The sequence below is a fragment of the Streptomyces sp. NPDC004788 genome, assembly GCF_053601115.1.
The window spans coordinates 70089-86484 of record NZ_JBSGBF010000027.1; the positions used below are offsets into that span (position 1 = coordinate 70089).

The following is a 16396-nucleotide window of genomic DNA, read 5'->3' on the forward strand; positions in this document are numbered from 1 at the left end:
GAGAGGGCCCCGTCACCGGTGCGGTGACGGGGCCCTCTCGCGTACGGGACCGCCGGCTGCTCAGTAGGCGAAGTCCTGCGTCCACCACGGGCCGCCGGCGCCGAAGTGCACGCCCACGCCGATCGCCTTGTAGTCGCAGTTCAGGATGTTCGCGCGGTGCCCGTCGCTGGCCATCCACGACCGCATCACGGCGGCGGCGTCGACCTGGCCGAGGGCGATGTTCTCGGCGCCGAGGCCGGTGATGCCGGCCTTCGTCGCGCGGGTCCACGGAGTGGCGCCGTCGGGGTCGGTGTGGTCGAAGAAGTTGCGGGCGGCCATGTCGGCGCTGAAGGCGCCGGCGAGGGCGGCGAGGTCGGCGTCCGAGCGGATGACGGGGCAGCCGACCCTGGCGCGCTCGACGTTCACCAGGCGGACGACCTCGGCCTCGGCGGCCGTCTCGCGGGCGCTCAGCGAGCGGACGGTGGCGGTCGGCGCGGGGACGGGAGCCTTGGGGGCCTCGGTGGGGCGGACCGTCCGCGTCGGCTTCGGCGCCGGGGCCTTCGAAGACTTCGCCGCCCTGGGCGCGGGGCTCGGGGTCACCGTCGCCTTCGAGGCGGAGGGCTTCGGCGCCGGCGACTTCGAGGGCGACGCGGCCCTGGCTCTGCCGGCCGACGGGGCGACGTGCACGGCGGGGGTCTCGGGGGCCGCCGAGGAGCCGCCCTGGGTGTTCAGGCTCGGGGGCTGCTGGGCGGCCTCGATCTTCTGCTCGTTCGCACTCGTACCGCCGAGCGTGAAGGTCTCGCCGCCGGGCAGCAGGCCCGAGGCGACGGCTATCGCGCCGACCGCGACCGCCGTGGAGACACCGAGCAGCCCGGTGCGTACGGGTGCGCCGCGTCGTGCGCCGCGATGCCGTCCCATCTGCTCTGCCTCCCTGACCTTTGCTGATCTTTGCTTCTGTGGATTCGATCGCCGGGGGCTCGGCCAACCGGGTGAGCCCCGTTCCGTCGGGACTGTACGCCATGACACGAGGGGCTGACGTGCTCCTTCCGTAATCCGACCGCTAGCGTGCAGCCATGGATGAGGACGTACGGATGACCGCCTGGGTGCGCGGCCGGGTACAGGGAGTGGGCTTCCGCTGGTTCACCAGGGCAAACGCGCTGGAGATCGGCGGGCTCACCGGCTTCGCGCTGAACCTCGACGACGGGCGGGTCCAGGTCGTGGCCGAGGGGTCGCGTGAGAATTGCCACCGTCTGCTCGACTGGCTCCGTGAGGGCGACACGCCCGGACGCGTCGACGGCGTGACTGAGATCTGGGCCACCCCGCGCGGCATCTACGACACCTTCGAGATCCGCTGAGCACGCCTTGACGATCTTGGTCCCGGCGGTCCGCCCGAGGGTCCGCACGACCCTCGGGCGGGCGTTCGGGGAGCGCTCCCGGCGACGAAGAATGCCTGGTCGTTGCCGAGAAGCACTTGCCTTGTGAGGCTCGACGAGCAAGGATGATCTCCACGCCCCCTCGGGCACCGAGTTGCGAGGCGCCGCCGTGTTCTGAACGGCCGCGAACCCCCGGTGGACCCTTGATGCAGGGCGTGATCGTGTTGACCGTCAAACTTTTTGGTGAGACTCTGGAAGCCCCCGCGCACCTCAGCTGTTCGACCGTGAGAACCGGCACGACAAAGAGCACGGTCGGGCACCGCGGGTGCGAATCCCTCACGACCCACACCGCTTCGGTCGGTCACTCAGTGTGGAGGACCATCCATCATGGCAAAGGCGCTTCTCGGTTACGTCGGCGGCTCCGACCCGCGACTCCTCGCCGAGATGCGACGGCTTCAGCAGCGCGTCCAGGACCTCGAGTCCGAGCTGGTTCGGATCCAGTCCGAGAACGACGCGCTCAACGCTGCCGCCGCACAGCATGGCGAGTCGCTGCTCGACAGCATCGACCTCGACGTTCCCAAGGCGGAGCCTGCGCTCACCTGACGCCCCGTGCCGGGGCCTGGTGAGAAACACTCTCGCTAGCACAGCTAGATATGCAAGGGACGCCCAGGCGTCCCTTCTTTCTTGCGCCAGCTCTTTCTTGCGCCCGGCGTGTTTCCCGTGCCCGACGTGCGCCCGTCCGGTGCCGCTCCTGGGTTCCCTCCCGTGTCCCCCGTGTCCCACGCGCCGTGGTTCCTTGGGGGAGGGTGTGCCCAGCGCGTTCATGGGTGAAACCCGGGACCCCGGGTAGAGTCCGCAGGCGTGCATCTCAAGGCCCTGACGCTCCGCGGTTTCAAGTCGTTCGCCTCCGCCACCACCCTGCGGTTCGAACCGGGAATCACCTGCGTCGTCGGGCCCAACGGCTCGGGCAAGTCCAACGTCGTGGACGCGCTGTCCTGGGTCATGGGCGAACAGGGCGCCAAGTCGCTGCGCGGCGGCAAGATGGAGGACGTCATCTTCGCCGGCACGACCGGGCGGCCCCCGCTCGGCCGCGCCGAGGTCTCGCTGACCATCGACAACTCCGACGGCGCGCTGCCCATCGACTACGCCGAGGTCACCATCACGCGGATCATGTTCCGCGGTGGCAGCAGCGAGTACCAGATCAACGGCGACACGTGCCGGCTGCTCGACATCCAGGACCTGCTCTCCGACTCCGGCATCGGCCGCGAGATGCACGTCATCGTCGGCCAGGGCCAGCTCGACTCCGTCCTGCACGCCGACCCGATGGGCCGCCGCGCCTTCATCGAGGAGGCCGCCGGAGTCCTCAAGCACCGCAAGCGCAAGGAGAAGGCGCTGCGGAAGCTCGACGCGATGCAGGCCAACCTCGCCCGCGTCCAGGACCTCGCCGACGAACTGCGCCGCCAGCTCAAGCCGCTCGGCCGGCAGGCCGCCGTCGCCCGCCGCGCCGCCGTCATCCAGGCCGAGCTCCGCGACGCGCGGCTGCGGCTGCTCTCCGACGACCTCGTACGCCTCCGGAAGGCGCTCGACGCGGAGATCGCCGACGAGGCCGCGCTGCTCGCCCGCAAGGAGGCGACCGAGGCCGAACTGAAGGCGGCGCTCGCCAGGGAGGCCGGCCTGGAGGACGAGGTGCGGCGCCTCGTGCCGCGGCTCCAGCGGGCCCAGCAGACCTGGTACGAGCTGTCGCAGCTGGCCGAGCGGGTGCGCGGCACCGTCTCGCTCGCCGACGCGCGCGTCAAGAGCGCCACCGCGCAGCCCGCCGAGGAGCGGCGGGGCCGCGACCCGGAGGACATGGAACGCGAGGCCGCCCGCGTCCGCGAGCAGGAGGCCGAGCTGGCCGCCGCCCTGGAGGCCGCCGAGCGCGCGCTCGACGACACCGTCGCCCACCGCGCCGAACTGGAACGCGCCCTCGCCGTCGAGGAGCGCCGCCTCAAGGACGCCGCCCGCGCCATCGCCGACCGCCGCGAGGGCCTGGCCCGCCTCCACGGGCAGGTCAACGCGGCCCGCTCGCGCGCCGCGTCCGCCCAGGCCGAGATCGACCGGCTCGCCGCCGCGCGCGACGAGGCGCGGGAGCGGGCGGCCGCCGCGCAGGAGGAGTACGAGCAGCTGAAGGCCGAGGTCGACGGCCTTGACGCGGACGACACGGAACTGGCGGAGCGGTACGAGGGCGCCCGCCGCGCACTCGCCGACGCGGAGGCCGCGCTCACCGCCGCCCGTGAGTCAGCCGCCGACGCCGACCGCGCCCGCGCGGCCACCCGCGCCCGCCACGACGCCCTCGCCCTGGGCCTGCGCCGCAAGGACGGCACCGGCACCCTCCTCGCCGCCGGCCTCACCGGCCTCCTCGGCCCCGCCGCCGAACTCCTCCACGTCACCCCGGGCTACGAGACCCCTCTCGCCACCGCCCTCGGCGCCGCCGCCGACGCGCTCGCCATGACGGACCCGGGCGCCGCCGCCGAGGCCCTGCGCCTGCTCCGCAAACAGGACGCGGGCCGGGCGTCGCTGCTGCTCGCGGGCGCCGACGACCACGAGGAGGAGCGGTCCCCCGAGGTCGACGGCGCGCTGCCCGCCGCCTCCCTCGTCACCGGCCCCACCGAACTCACCGGCTCGGTACGGCGCTTGCTGCGCGACGTCGTCGTCGTCGACTCGCTCGACCGGGCCGTCGAAGTCGTGCGCGCGCACCCCTCGTTGACCGCCGTCACCGCCGAAGGGGACCTGCTCGGGGCGCACTTCGCGCAGGGCGGTTCCGCCGGGGCGCCCAGCCTCCTCGAAGTGCAGGCGTCGGTGGACGAGGCGGCGGCCGAGCTGGCCGAACTCGACGTGCGGTGCGCCGAACTCGTCGCCGCGCGGGAGGCGGCGGGGGAGCGGCGGCGGGAAGCCGCCCGGCTCGTCGAGGAGTTGGGGGAGAAGCGGCGGGCGGCCGAGCGGGAGAAGTCGGCGGTGGCCCAGCAGCTCGGCCGGCTCGCCGGACAGGCCAGGGGCGCGGCGGGCGAGGCCGAGCGGACGGCCGCCGCCGCGGCGCGCGCCCAGGAGGCCCTGGAGAAGGCGCTCGTGGAGGCCGAGGAGCTGACCGAGCGGCTGCTCGTCGCCGAGGAGACACCGGCGGACGAGGAGCCCGACGGTTCCGTGCGCGACCGGCTCGCGATCGACGGCTCCAACGCGCGCCAGACCGAGATGGAGGCCCGCCTCCAGGTCCGTACCCACGAGGAGCGCGTCAAGGGCCTGGCCGGCCGCGCCGACTCCCTCGACCGCGCCGCCCGCGCCGAACGCGAGGCCCGTGCCCGCGCCGAACAGCGCCGCGCCCGGCTCCGCCACGAGGCCGAGGTCGCCGCCGCCGTCGCGTCCGGCGCCCGCCAGCTCCTCGCGCACGCCGAGGTGTCCCTGGTCCGCGCCGAGCGGGAGCGCGCCCTCGCCGAGGCCGCGAAGGCGGCCCGCGAGCAGGACCTGACCGCGGCCCGTACCCACGGCCGGGAGCTCAAGGCGGCGCTGGACAAGCTCACCGACTCGGTGCACCGCGGCGAGGTCCTCGGCGCCGAGAAGCGGCTGCGGATCGAGCAGCTGGAGGGCCGCGCCCTGGAGGAGCTGGGCGTGGAGCCCGCCGTACTGGTCGACGAGTACGGCCCGCACCAGCCCGTACCGCCGTCGCCGCCCGCCGACGGCGAAACCGTGGACACCGGCGGCTCCGCCGCGGGGCCCGACGACCCGGAGGACCCGCGCGACCAGCCGCGCCCCTTCGTCCGCGCGGAGCAGGAGAAGCGGCTCAAGGCGGCCGAACGGGCGTACCAGCAGCTCGGCAAGGTGAATCCGCTCGCCCTGGAGGAGTTCGCCGCCCTGGAGGAGCGCCACAAGTTCCTCTCCGAGCAGCTCGACGACCTGAAGAAGACCCGCGCGGACCTCCTTCAGGTCGTGAAGGAGGTCGACCTGCGGGTCGAGCAGGTCTTCACCGAGGCGTACCGGGACACCGCCCGCGAGTTCGAGGGCGTGTTCTCGCGGCTCTTCCCGGGCGGCGAGGGCCGGCTCGTGCTCACCGACCCGGAGAACATGCTCACCACCGGCGTCGACGTCGAGGCCCGCCCGCCGGGCAAGAAGGTCAAGCGCCTCTCCCTGCTCTCCGGCGGCGAGCGCTCGCTGACCGCCGTGGCGCTGCTCGTCTCCATCTTCAAGGCCCGGCCCAGCCCGTTCTACGTGATGGACGAGGTGGAGGCCGCGCTCGACGACACCAACCTGCAGCGGCTCATCCGGATCATGCAGGAGCTCCAGGAGTCCTCGCAGCTGATCGTGATCACGCACCAGAAGCGCACGATGGAGGTCGCCGACGCGCTGTACGGGGTGTCCATGCAGGGCGACGGCGTGTCGAAGGTGATCAGTCAGCGGCTGCGCTGAGCCCCCGTATCCATCCCTGCGCCGACAGCTGAGTTCAACATCTGAAAACAAGCCACCTTGTGATGAGGTTCAAGTCATACGACATCGACTATTGACTTCGAAACATGAAGGCATAGTCTCTGCAACGTTGCTTTTACCTTCAAGTGGTGGGCGGCGTGATGTTGTGCGCCACTGGAAGGGCTCGCCCCCCCACCGCCCGGCGACGCTGCCGGAGCCCCGAGGAGTCCTTGTGACCAGCACCGCGCAGGCGCCCACACCGCCTTCGTCCGAAGGCCGATCGGCCCATCCGGACCACATCGGACACGTCATCTTCATCACGGCCTCCGCCGCGATGGGCGGCTTCCTCTTCGGCTACGACAGCTCCGTGATCAACGGCGCGGTCGAGGCGATCCGCGACCGCTACGACATCGGGTCCGCCGGCCTCGCCCAGGTCATCGCCATCGCCCTGATCGGCTGCGCCATCGGCGCCGCCACCGCCGGCCGGATCGCCGACCGCATCGGCCGCATCAAGTGCATGCGCATCTCCGCCGTGCTCTTCGCCGTCAGCGCCGTCGGCTCCGCGCTGCCCTTCGCCCTCTGGGACCTGGCCCTCTGGCGGATCGTCGGCGGCTTCGCCATCGGCATGGCCTCCGTGATCGGCCCCGCCTACATCGCCGAGGTCGCCCCCGCCGCGTACCGCGGCCGGCTCGGCTCCTTCCAGCAGGCCGCCATCGTCATCGGCATCGCCATCTCCCAGCTGGTCAACTACGGCATCCTCCAGCTCGCCGACGGCGAACAGCGCGGCCAGATCGGCGGCCTGGAGGCCTGGCAGTGGATGCTCGGCGTGATGGTCGTGCCCGCCCTCCTCTACGGCCTGCTGTCCTTCGCGATCCCGGAGTCGCCGCGCTTCCTCATCTCCGTCGGCCGCACCGAGAAGGCCAAGGAGGTGCTCGCCGAGGTCGAGGGCCACGGCGTCGACCTGGACCGCCGGGTCGCCGAGATCGACCAGGCCATGCGCAGCGAGCACAAGTCCACCTTCAGGGACCTGCTCGTCGCCGGCCGCCGGTTCGCGCTGCTGCCCATCGTCTGGGTCGGCATCGGACTCTCCGTCTTCCAGCAGCTCGTCGGCATCAACGTCGCCTTCTACTACTCCGCGACGCTCTGGCAGTCCGTCGGCATCGACCCGTCGAGCTCGTTCCTCTACTCCTTCACCACGTCGATCATCAACATCATCGGCACCGTGATCGCGATGGTCCTGGTCGACCGCGTCGGCCGCAAGCCGCTCGCCCTCGTCGGCTCCGCCGGCATGGCGCTCGCCCTCGCCGTCGAGGCCTGGGCCTTCTCCGCCGACCTCGTCGACGGCAAGCTGCCCAACACCCAGGGCGTCGTGGCGCTCGTCGCCGCCCATGTCTTCGTGCTCTTCTTCGCCCTCTCGTGGGGCGTGGTGGTCTGGGTCTTCCTGGGCGAGATGTTCCCGAACCGGATCCGCGCCGCGGCCCTGGGCGTCGCCGCCTCCGCCCAGTGGATCGCCAACTGGGCCATCACCGCCAGCTTCCCGTCGCTCGCCGACTGGAACCTCTCCGGCACCTACGTGATCTACACGATCTTCGCCGTGCTCTCGATCCCCTTCGTGCTCAGGTACGTCAAGGAGACCAAGGGCAAGGCGTTGGAGGAGATGGGCTAAACCCCGCTGCCCCTCTCCTCACGCACGGAACTGCCCCGGACCGAGGCCCATGCCCCCGGTCCGGGGCAGTACGTGCTCACAGCCCGCGGCAGCACGTGTTCACGACCTGGGGCAGTACGTGTTCACAGCCGGGGCAGCACGGCGTCGCAGAACAGCCGCACGCTCCGCCAGCCCTCCTCCACCGGCATCCCGCCGCACAGCGGATGCAGCACCAGGCTCTCCAGCTCCCGCCCCAGCCCGGCGCACTCGTCCGGCGTCACCACCCGGTACACGCCCTCGGCCCGCAGCTCCGCCACCGTCGCCGCCGTCGACCGGACCGCCGAGCGGATGTCCTTCGACTGCCAGGAGGCGTAGGTCCGCGCCTCGTGCAGGAAGTGCTCCCCGTACTCCGCCCAGGTCCGCTCCGGATCCTCCGACACGTGGAGGAGCGGGGTCTCGCGGGCCGGCATCATCGTCCAGCCCTCCGTCCCGTACGCGGCGCACTGCTCCTGGTAGTACGTCTCCAGCTCCGGCAGGTGCGCGCTGGGGAAGAACGGCAGCCCGAGCCGGGCCGCCCGCCGGGCCGCCGCCCGCGACGAGCCGCCGACCAGGAGCAGCGGGTGCGGCTGGGTGAAGGGCCGCGGGGTGATCCGTACCGTACGGCCCTGATACGTGAAGGGCTCGCCGGACCAGGCGGCCAGCAGCGTCTCCAGGAGCAGGTCCTGCAGCTTGCCGCGCCGTCCCCAGTCGACGCCGCGCTCCTCGTACTCCTCCGGCCGGTAGCCGATCCCGGCGACCGTCACGAGCCGGCCCGCGCTCAGCAGGTCCAGGACCGCGATCTCCTCGGCGAGCCGCAGCGGGTCGTGCAGCGGCCCGATGATGGCCGAGACCGTCACGGCGATACGTTTCGTCGCCCCGAACACCGCGCCCGCGAAGGCGAAGGGGGAGGGCAGCCAGTTGTTGGCGGCGCCGTGGTGTTCCTCGGTCTGCACGGTGTCGACGCCGTGCGCGTCCGCGTACGCGGCCATCTCGACGGCGGCGCGGTAGCGGGACGAGAGGGAGACCGGATCGGCGTGCGGGTCGACGAGGTTGAACCGTACGACGGTGAACGGCATGGAAAGTCCCCCTCCGCTGGATGTCGGAGAGGGACGTTAGCTGACGTGGCGTCAGATGGAAACGGTCTCGCGGGCCCGGACCGGCTCCGCCGGAGCCTTCTCGGGGGTGCGCGGCAGCACCGCGTACAGCACCGCCGCCAGCACGATCGTCGCCGCCCAGCCGAGCCCGTTCCGCCCGATCCAGGACGTGGCCAGCGGCCCGGCGAACCAGTCGACCTTCGTGAACAGCAGGCCCACCACCAGGGCCACGCCCCACGCCGTCATCGCCTGCCAGGCGAAACCGCCCCGGTACCAGTACGCGCTGGTCCGGGTCGTGTCCATCAGCGCCGCCGCGTCGTACGACCCGCGGCGCAGCATGTCCACGCCGAAGACGCCGATCCAGGCCGAGAACGCCACCGCGAGCAGCGTCAGGAAGGAGATGAACGAGCCGATGAAGCTGCTCGCCACGACCATCAGCAGGAAGCCGAAGACCAGGCTGATCACCGCGTTCACGCTGACCGCCGCCGCCCGCGGCACCTTGATGCCCAGGGTCTGCGCCGTGAAGCCGGCCGAGTACATCGACATCGAGTTGATCAGCAGCATCCCGATCAGCGCGATCAGCAGATACGGCACCGAGATCCACATCGGCAGCAGCTCGCCGATGAACGACACCGGGTCCTGCGCCGAGGCCAGGTCCGGCGTCGACACCGCCATCACCGCGCCCATCAGCACCATCGGGAGCACCACGATCCCGGCGCCGCCGACGGTCGAGCCGACCACGCCCTTCGAGGAGGCGGTGCGCGGCAGATAGCGGGTGAAGTCGGGGCCCGACGGCACCCAGCTGATGCCGCCCGCCGCGATCGTGCCGATGCCGGCGACCAGCATCGCCGTCGAACCGGCCGGCTTGGCGAAGACCGCCGACCAGTCGGTGTCCGCCACCAGATAGCCGAGGACCAGCACCGAGAAGGCGCCGAAGAGGTACGTGGACCACTTGCTGCACACCCGCAGCGCGTTGATCCCGAGCCCGGACACCAGGAACGTGAGGGAGACGAAGACCAGCAGCGTCACCACGATCAGGAACGTGTTCGACTTCACGCCGAGGAGCAGGTCGAGGACGGTGAGCACCGCGTACGCGCCCGCCACCGCGTTGATCGTCTCCCAGCCCCAGCGCGCGACCCAGATCAGCGCCCCGGGAAAAAGGTTTCCGCGCTGGCCGAACACGGCCCGCGACAGCGCCATGCCGGGCGCCCCGCCGCGCTTGCCCGCGATCGAGATCACACCGACGATCCCGTACGAGAGGACCGGTGCGACCGCCGCCACCAGCAGCACCTGCCAGAAGTTCAGGCCGTTGAAGACGACCAGGCCGGCGCCCATCGTGAGCAGCAGCACACTGATGTTGGCCGCCACCCAGGTCGGGAAGAGCTCGCGGACCCGGCCGGTCCGCTCGGCGTCGGGGACGGGTTCGAGGCCGCGGCTCTCCAGGGCGCCGCCGCTCTGCGCGCCTTCGGTCTCGGACGCGTGGGGCATAGGGGTACTCCGTCGTACAGATGTGGGGGAAGCACCCACTTTACGTGCAACGCCACCGACCCCCCCGCGACGTGCTCCGCCCACGGCGCCTTCGTGGCCGATACTGGTACGCGTTATGGAACTCATCCTTGCTGTAGTCATCGCTCTGGTCGTCGCGGTCGCCGTGACGGGCGGGCTCGTGGTCAGCGGCCGCAAGAAGAAGCAGCTGCCGCCCGCCCAGCCGCCGTCCACCGCCCCGACCATCACCGCTCCGCCCGCCGAACCGCACGTCGGCGACGAGGCGGAGACGCCGCGGGAAGAACCACGCCGCACCGTCGAGGAGGTCGAGCTCCCGACCGCGACCGAGGCCGCCGAGGCCCCGGTCGTCGTCGAGGAGCCCGCCGCCGAGCCGGTCGCTCCCGAGGCGCCCGCCGCTCCCGAGATCGAGGTCCCGGAGCCGACCGCCGGCCGTCTCGTACGGCTCCGCGCCCGGCTCGCCCGCTCCCAGAACTCGCTCGGCAAGGGGCTGCTGTCGCTGCTGTCCCGCGAGCACCTCGACGAGGACACCTGGGAGGAGATCGAGGAGACGCTCCTCACCGCCGACGTCGGCGTCGCCCCCACCCAGGAACTCGTCGAGCGGCTGCGTGAGCGCGTCAAGGTGCTCGGCACCCGCACCCCCGAGGAGCTCCGCGGGCTGCTGCGCGAGGAGCTGATCGCCCTCCTCGGCGCCGACCTCGACCGCGCGGTGAAGACCGAGAGCCCCGAGGACACCCCGGGCGTCGTGATGGTCGTCGGCGTCAACGGCACCGGCAAGACCACCACCACCGGCAAGCTGGCCCGGGTCCTGGTCGCCGACGGCAAGTCCGTCGTCCTCGGCGCCGCCGACACCTTCCGCGCCGCCGCCGCCGACCAGCTGCAGACCTGGGGCGAGCGCGTCGGCGCGCGCACCGTGCGCGGCCCGGAGGGCGGCGACCCGGCGTCGATCGCCTTCGACGCGGTCAAGGAGGGCATCGCCGAGAAGGCCGACGTCGTCCTCATCGACACCGCCGGCCGGCTGCACACCAAGACCGGCCTCATGGACGAGCTCGGCAAGGTCAAGCGCGTCGTCGAGAAGCACGGCCCGCTCGACGAGGTGCTGCTCGTCCTCGACGCCACCACCGGCCAGAACGGCCTCATCCAGGCCCGCGTCTTCGCCGAGGTCGTCGACATCACCGGCATCGTCCTGACCAAGCTCGACGGCACCGCCAAGGGCGGCATCGTCGTCGCCGTCCAGCGCGAGCTGGGCGTCCCGGTCAAGCTGGTCGGCCTGGGCGAGGGCCCGGACGACCTGGCGCCGTTCGAGCCGGGCGCGTTCGTCGACGCCCTGATCGGCGACTGACCCGCGTCGCACGGTGTACGAGAAGGGCCCCTGCCGCAGCTCAACGGCAGGGGCCCTTCTCCGTGACCGGACCCGGTCGGCGGCCGCCGGTCAGTGGGGGGCGGGGGCAGCGGGTCAGTAGTGGGTGCGGCAGCAGCGGGTCAGTAGTGGGTGCGGTGGCAGATGTACGCCAGCGTCCCGAGCAGCAGCCGCGCCTGGGGCGGCGCGCCCGCCGTGTCCAGCGTCGGCGGCCGCAGCCAGCGCACCGGCCCGTGGCCGCCGAGGTCCGAGGGCGGGGCCGTGATGTGCGCGCCCGCGCCCAGGCCGTGCAGGTCGAGGTCGGCGTCGTCCCAGCCCATCCGGTAGAGCAGCTGCGGCAGCTCGGCCGCCGCGCCCGGGGCCACGAAGAACCGCGCCCGGCCCGTCGGCGTCGCGCACACCGGCCCCAGCGGCAGGCCCATGCGTTCGAGCCGCACCAGCGCCCGGCGGCCCGCCGCCTCGGCGACCTCGATCACGTCGAAGGTCCGGCCGACCGGCAGCATGATCGCCGCGCCCGGGTACTCCGACCACGCCTTGGTCGCGACGTCCAGGCCCGCGCCCGCCGGAACCGGCTCGGCGAAGGAGAGCGGGTGCGCCCCCGGAGCCGTACAGCCGGGATCGCCGCAGGAGCACCGGCCGGCCACCGCGCGCGCCCCCGGGACCACGTCCCAGCCCCACAGGCCCGTGTACTCCGCCACCGCGGTGCACTCATTGGTGCGTACGCGGCGACGTGAGCCGGACCGCATCTCACGAATGCCGCCGATCGTGAAGCCCATGCCCCCTCCAACGGGTCGAACGCGCCGGTGGTTACGGACCGGAGGAGCACCGCTACCGTCCGCCACGCTCCCGCGCCGGTCGTTCCCCCGGCAGGGGCGCGCGGTCGTGCGGCGGGTGGTGCGAACCGTCACGCGCGCCTCCTCGCGCTCCGGTTCACCGACCCCGTCCTGTCACATGTCAAGTGAATCGTGTTCCCCGCGCGGCGAGTTCATTCGAAGGGGTGGCGAATGGTGGCGTTTCTTGAAACGCCATGCCCGGACGGGTGATCGTAGGATTACCTTCGGTACACGAACCCGGGGTGTTTTGCACGGTTGGGTATGCCGGAGGCAACCCGGTTTTCTGTTCGGAGGAGTACAAACGCCGGACGAGCACCGCGAAACACGGCATCCTGTCAGGGGTTCGCAAGGCATCAGGTGGATGGGGGCGTTCCAGTGGGCGGCAACGGCGCAGACGGTACGACTGCCGGCAAGCGCCCCAACGAGCAGCTGAGCTCGTGGTTCGTGCGCAGCGGCTGGTCGAAGGGCGAACTGGCGCGCCAGGTGAACCGCCGGGCACGCCAGATGGGCGCGCACCACATCTCCACCGACACCTCCCGGGTGCGCCGCTGGCTCGACGGCGAACAGCCCCGCGAGCCCATCCCGCGGATCCTCTCCGAGCTGTTCTCCGAGCGCTTCGGCTCCGTCGTCGCCGTCGAGGACCTCGGTCTGCGCACCGCCCACCAGTCGCCGTCCGTGTCCGGCGTCGACCTGCCCTGGGCCGGACCGCAGACCGTCGCCCTGCTCAGCGAGTTCTCCCGCAGCGACCTGATGCTCGCCCGCCGCGGCTTCCTCGGCTCCTCGCTCCAGCTCGCCGCCGGGCCCTCCCTCATCGAGCCCATGCAGCGCTGGCTGGTGCCCACCCCGGTCGGCGAGCCGCAGCCCGCGCCCGCCGAGGACCGGCGCACCCACCGGCTCTCCCCGGTCGAGCTCGACCTGCTCGAATCGACCACCGCCATGTTCCGCCAGTGGGACGCCCAGTGCGGCGGCGGACTGCGCCGCAAGGCCGTCGTCGGCCAGCTCCACGAGGTCACCGACCTGCTCCAGGAGCCGCAGCCCGGCCCCGTCGCCCAGCGCCTCTTCAAGTGCGCCGCCGAACTCGCCGAACTCGCCGGCTGGATGAGCTACGACGTGGGCCTCCAGCCCACCGCCCAGAAGTACTTCGTGCTCGCCCTGCACGCCGCCAAGGAAGCCGGCGACAAGCCCCTCGGCTCGTACATCCTCTCCAGCATGAGCCGCCAGATGATCCACCTCGGCCGGCCCGACGACGCCCTCGAACTCATCCACCTCGCCCAGTACGGCAGTCGGGACTGCGCCACCCCGCGCACCCAGGCCATGCTGTATGCGATGGAGGCCCGCGCCTACGCGAACATGGGCCAGCCCTCCAAGTGCAAGCGGGCCGTGCGGATGGCCGAGGACACCTTCTCCGACGTCGGCCTCGACGGCGAGCCCGAGCCCGACTGGATCCGCTTCTTCTCCGAGGCCGAGCTCAACGGCGAGAACTCGCACTCCTACCGCGACCTCGCCTACGTCGCCGGACGCTCCCCGACCTACGCCTCGCTCGCCGAGCCCGTCATGGAGCGGGCCGTCGAGCTCTTCGAGAAGGACCCCGAGCACCAGCGCTCGTACGCCCTCAACCTCATCGGCATGGCCACCGTCCACCTGCTCAAGCGCGAGCCCGAGCAGTCCGTGGTGCTCGCCGAGAAGGCCCTCGGCATCGCCCGCAAGGTCCGCTCCGAGCGGGTCAACACCCGACTGCGCAAGACCGTCGACACCGCCGCCCGCGACTTCGGCGACGTCGCCGAGGTCGTCCACCTCACCGACCGGCTCACCGCGCTGCTCCCCGAGACCGCGGAGGCCGTCTGAGCGTCACGCTCCGCACCGCGAAGACCCCGGCCGCGCCGGCCGTCCCGTAACCCCGACTCGGCTCCCCCGCCGCACGGACACACGGACGACCGACGCGGCCGGCTTGCGTGTACGGGCGTCCACCCCGCGTCCACCCCGCGTCCGGCGGCGTCCACCCGCATCCCCCCGCGTCCGGCGGCGCCCGCCCGCGTTCCCCCGCGTCCGGCGGCGCCCCGGCCGTTCACGGCCGCGTAACACGCCCGGCGCCTTCGTCACTGCGGCGAAACATCGAGCGGCATCGGCGGAAACCGGCCTGCGCGAATCTCTGGCGCATAACCGGCCCCCGGCCCCGGCCCCCCTCACGGCCCGCGGCCCGGCCCCGCCCCCTCGGCCCCGCCCCGCACAGGCCGCAACGACGACGAGGAGACGCCGATGGCATCAGCCATCACGACCCTGGCAGCGGACACGCCCACGCTGTCCGCCGCCAACACCGGGTTCATGCTCATCTGCTCCGCCCTGGTCATGCTGATGACCCCGGGCCTCGCCTTCTTCTACGGCGGCATGGTCCGCGTGAAGTCCACCCTCAACATGCTGATGATGAGCTTCATCAGCCTCGGGATCGTCACGATCCTGTGGGTGCTCTTCGGCTTCAGCCTCGCCTTCGGCACCGACATCGGTTCCGTCCTCGCCTGGTCCTCCGACTACGTCGGCCTCAGCGGCATCGGCCTCACCGAGCTCTGGGACGGCTACACCATCCCGGTGTACGTCTTCGCCGTCTTCCAGCTGATGTTCGCCGTGATCACCCCCGCCCTCATCAGCGGCGCCCTCGCCGACCGGGTCAAGTTCAGCGCCTGGGCCCTCTACATCACCCTGTGGGTCTCGATCGTCTACTTCCCGGTCGCGCACTGGGTGTGGGGCACCGGCGGCTGGCTCTTCGACCTGGGCGTCATCGACTTCGCCGGCGGCACCGCCGTCCACATCAACGCCGGCGCCGCGGCCCTCGGCGTCATCCTCGTCATCGGCAAGCGCGTCGGCTTCAAGAAGGACCCGATGCGCCCGCACAGCCTCCCGCTCGTGATGCTCGGCGCCGGACTGCTCTGGTTCGGCTGGTTCGGCTTCAACGCCGGCTCGTGGCTCGGCAACGACGACGGCGTCGGCGCCGTCATGTTCGTCAACACCCAGGTCGCCACCGCCGCCGCCATGCTCGCCTGGCTCGCCTACGAGAAGCTCCGCCACGGCTCCTTCACCACCCTCGGCGCCGCCTCCGGAGCCGTCGCCGGCCTCGTGGCCATCACCCCGTCCGGCGGCTCCTGCTCCCCGCTCGGCGCCATCGCCATCGGCGTCATCGCCGGTCTGCTGTGCGCCATGGCCGTGGGCCTGAAGTACAAGTTCGGCTACGACGACTCCCTCGACGTCGTCGGCGTCCACCTCGTCGGCGGTGTCGTCGGCTCCCTCCTCGTCGGCCTCTTCGCCACCGGCGGCGTCCAGTCCAAGGCCAAGGGCCTCCTCTACGGCGGCGGCTTCGAACAGCTGGGCAAGCAGGCCGTCGGCGTCTTCTCCGTCCTCGCCTACTCGCTGATCGTCTCCGCCGTCCTGGCGTTCGTCATCGACAGGACGATGGGCATGCGGGTCACCGAGGACGACGAGATCTCCGGCATCGACCAGGTCGAGCACGCCGAGACCGCGTACGACTTCAGCGGGGCGGGCGGCGGCATCGCCGGACGCAGCACCGCCGGCGCCACCGCATCCGTATCGACATCGGCTGAGAACAAGAAGAAGGTCGACGCATGAAGCTGATCACCGCGGTCGTGAAGCCGCACCGGCTCGACGAGATCAAGGAGGCCCTGCAGGCCTTCGGCGTCCACGGGCTCACCGTCACCGAGGCCAGCGGATACGGCCGCCAGCGCGGCCACACCGAGGTCTACCGCGGCGCCGAGTACACCGTCGACCTCGTCCCCAAGATCCGCATCGAGGTCCTCGTCGAGGACGACGACGCCGAACAGCTCATCGAGGTCGTCGTGAAGGCCGCCCGTACCGGCAAGATCGGTGACGGAAAGGTGTGGAGCGTGCCGGTCGAGACCGCCGTACGCGTCCGCACCGGCGAACGCGGACCGGACGCGCTGTAGAGCGACCGAGCCCGCACCGAGCTCGTCCCGCGCCGAGCTTGTCCTGCGCCGAGCTTGTCCTGCACCGAGCTGTAAGGAGCCGCTGGTGACCAACATCGACGTGTGTGACGACACCGAAGACACCGGACCCAGCGGCTACGCGGCGGCCCGGCTGCGCCTCCTCGACCAGGAGGCGCCGCCCGGGCC

The 16396-nt window shown here is 71.9% G+C and carries 12 protein-coding genes; 8 read left to right on the top strand and 4 right to left on the bottom strand.

Annotation, left to right across the window (positions count from 1 at the left end; all coding sequences use genetic code 11):
- Positions 1-60: 60 nt before the first annotated feature.
- The gene (locus tag ACWEJX_RS15000) at positions 61-897 is read right to left on the bottom strand and encodes a CAP domain-containing protein (protein WP_451607861.1); all 837 of its coding nucleotides are present in this window, start codon (positions 895-897) and stop codon (positions 61-63) included.
- Between the two features lie 155 nt (positions 898-1052).
- On the opposite strand from ACWEJX_RS15000, the gene ACWEJX_RS15005 reads away from it, so the two are divergent.
- The 4 genes from ACWEJX_RS15005 (at position 1053) to ACWEJX_RS15020 (ending at position 7452) form a co-directional block, all read left to right on the top strand.
- A complete protein-coding gene (locus ACWEJX_RS15005) occupies positions 1053-1334 on the top strand; it encodes an acylphosphatase (protein WP_403791716.1) in 282 nt (93 codons plus the stop codon).
- Between the two features lie 405 nt (positions 1335-1739).
- Entirely contained in the window at positions 1740-1955 is a 216-nt protein-coding gene (locus ACWEJX_RS15010; RefSeq protein WP_352190317.1) for a hypothetical protein, read from the top strand.
- A 258-nt stretch (positions 1956-2213) separates the two neighbouring features.
- Positions 2214-5789: a chromosome segregation protein SMC gene (gene smc, locus ACWEJX_RS15015; RefSeq protein ID WP_451607862.1), complete on the top strand. Its 3576-nt coding sequence runs from the start codon at positions 2214-2216 to the stop codon at positions 5787-5789.
- A 229-nt stretch (positions 5790-6018) separates the two neighbouring features.
- Positions 6019-7452: a sugar porter family MFS transporter gene (locus ACWEJX_RS15020; RefSeq protein ID WP_451607863.1), complete on the top strand. Its 1434-nt coding sequence runs from the start codon at positions 6019-6021 to the stop codon at positions 7450-7452.
- A gap of 122 nt (positions 7453-7574) precedes the next feature.
- On the opposite strand, the gene ACWEJX_RS15025 is transcribed toward ACWEJX_RS15020, so the two are convergent.
- Positions 7575-8546: an LLM class flavin-dependent oxidoreductase gene (locus ACWEJX_RS15025; RefSeq protein WP_451607864.1), complete on the bottom strand. Its 972-nt coding sequence runs from the start codon at positions 8544-8546 to the stop codon at positions 7575-7577.
- A 51-nt stretch (positions 8547-8597) separates the two neighbouring features.
- Entirely contained in the window at positions 8598-10052 is a 1455-nt protein-coding gene (locus ACWEJX_RS15030; protein WP_451607865.1) for a cytosine permease, read from the bottom strand.
- Between the two features lie 115 nt (positions 10053-10167).
- Between ACWEJX_RS15030 and ftsY the strand changes: the two genes are divergently transcribed.
- On the top strand, positions 10168-11409 hold the full coding sequence (ftsY, locus tag ACWEJX_RS15035; RefSeq protein WP_451607866.1) for a signal recognition particle-docking protein FtsY: 1242 nt from the start codon (positions 10168-10170) through the stop codon (positions 11407-11409).
- 140 nt (positions 11410-11549) lie between these two features.
- On the opposite strand, the gene ACWEJX_RS15040 is transcribed toward ftsY, so the two are convergent.
- Positions 11550-12203, bottom strand: coding sequence for a bifunctional DNA primase/polymerase (locus tag ACWEJX_RS15040; RefSeq protein ID WP_451607867.1), 654 nt, complete (start codon positions 12201-12203; stop codon positions 11550-11552).
- Between the two features lie 432 nt (positions 12204-12635).
- Here ACWEJX_RS15040 and nsdA point away from each other — a divergent pair, with 432 nt between their 5' ends.
- The 3 genes from nsdA to ACWEJX_RS15055 all read left to right on the top strand — a co-directional run bounded on the left by nsdA (position 12636) and on the right by ACWEJX_RS15055 (position 16210).
- Entirely contained in the window at positions 12636-14105 is a 1470-nt protein-coding gene (gene nsdA, locus ACWEJX_RS15045) for a transcriptional repressor NsdA (RefSeq protein ID WP_451607868.1), read from the top strand.
- Positions 14106-14516: 411 nt separating this feature from the next.
- Entirely contained in the window at positions 14517-15875 is a 1359-nt protein-coding gene (locus ACWEJX_RS15050; RefSeq protein WP_451607869.1) for an ammonium transporter, read from the top strand.
- Complete coding sequence (locus tag ACWEJX_RS15055; RefSeq protein ID WP_128977495.1) at positions 15872-16210, top strand: P-II family nitrogen regulator; 339 nt, start codon at positions 15872-15874, stop codon at positions 16208-16210. The genes ACWEJX_RS15050 and ACWEJX_RS15055 overlap by 4 nt, the downstream gene beginning before the upstream one ends.
- The last annotated feature ends 186 nt before the right edge of the window (positions 16211-16396 follow it).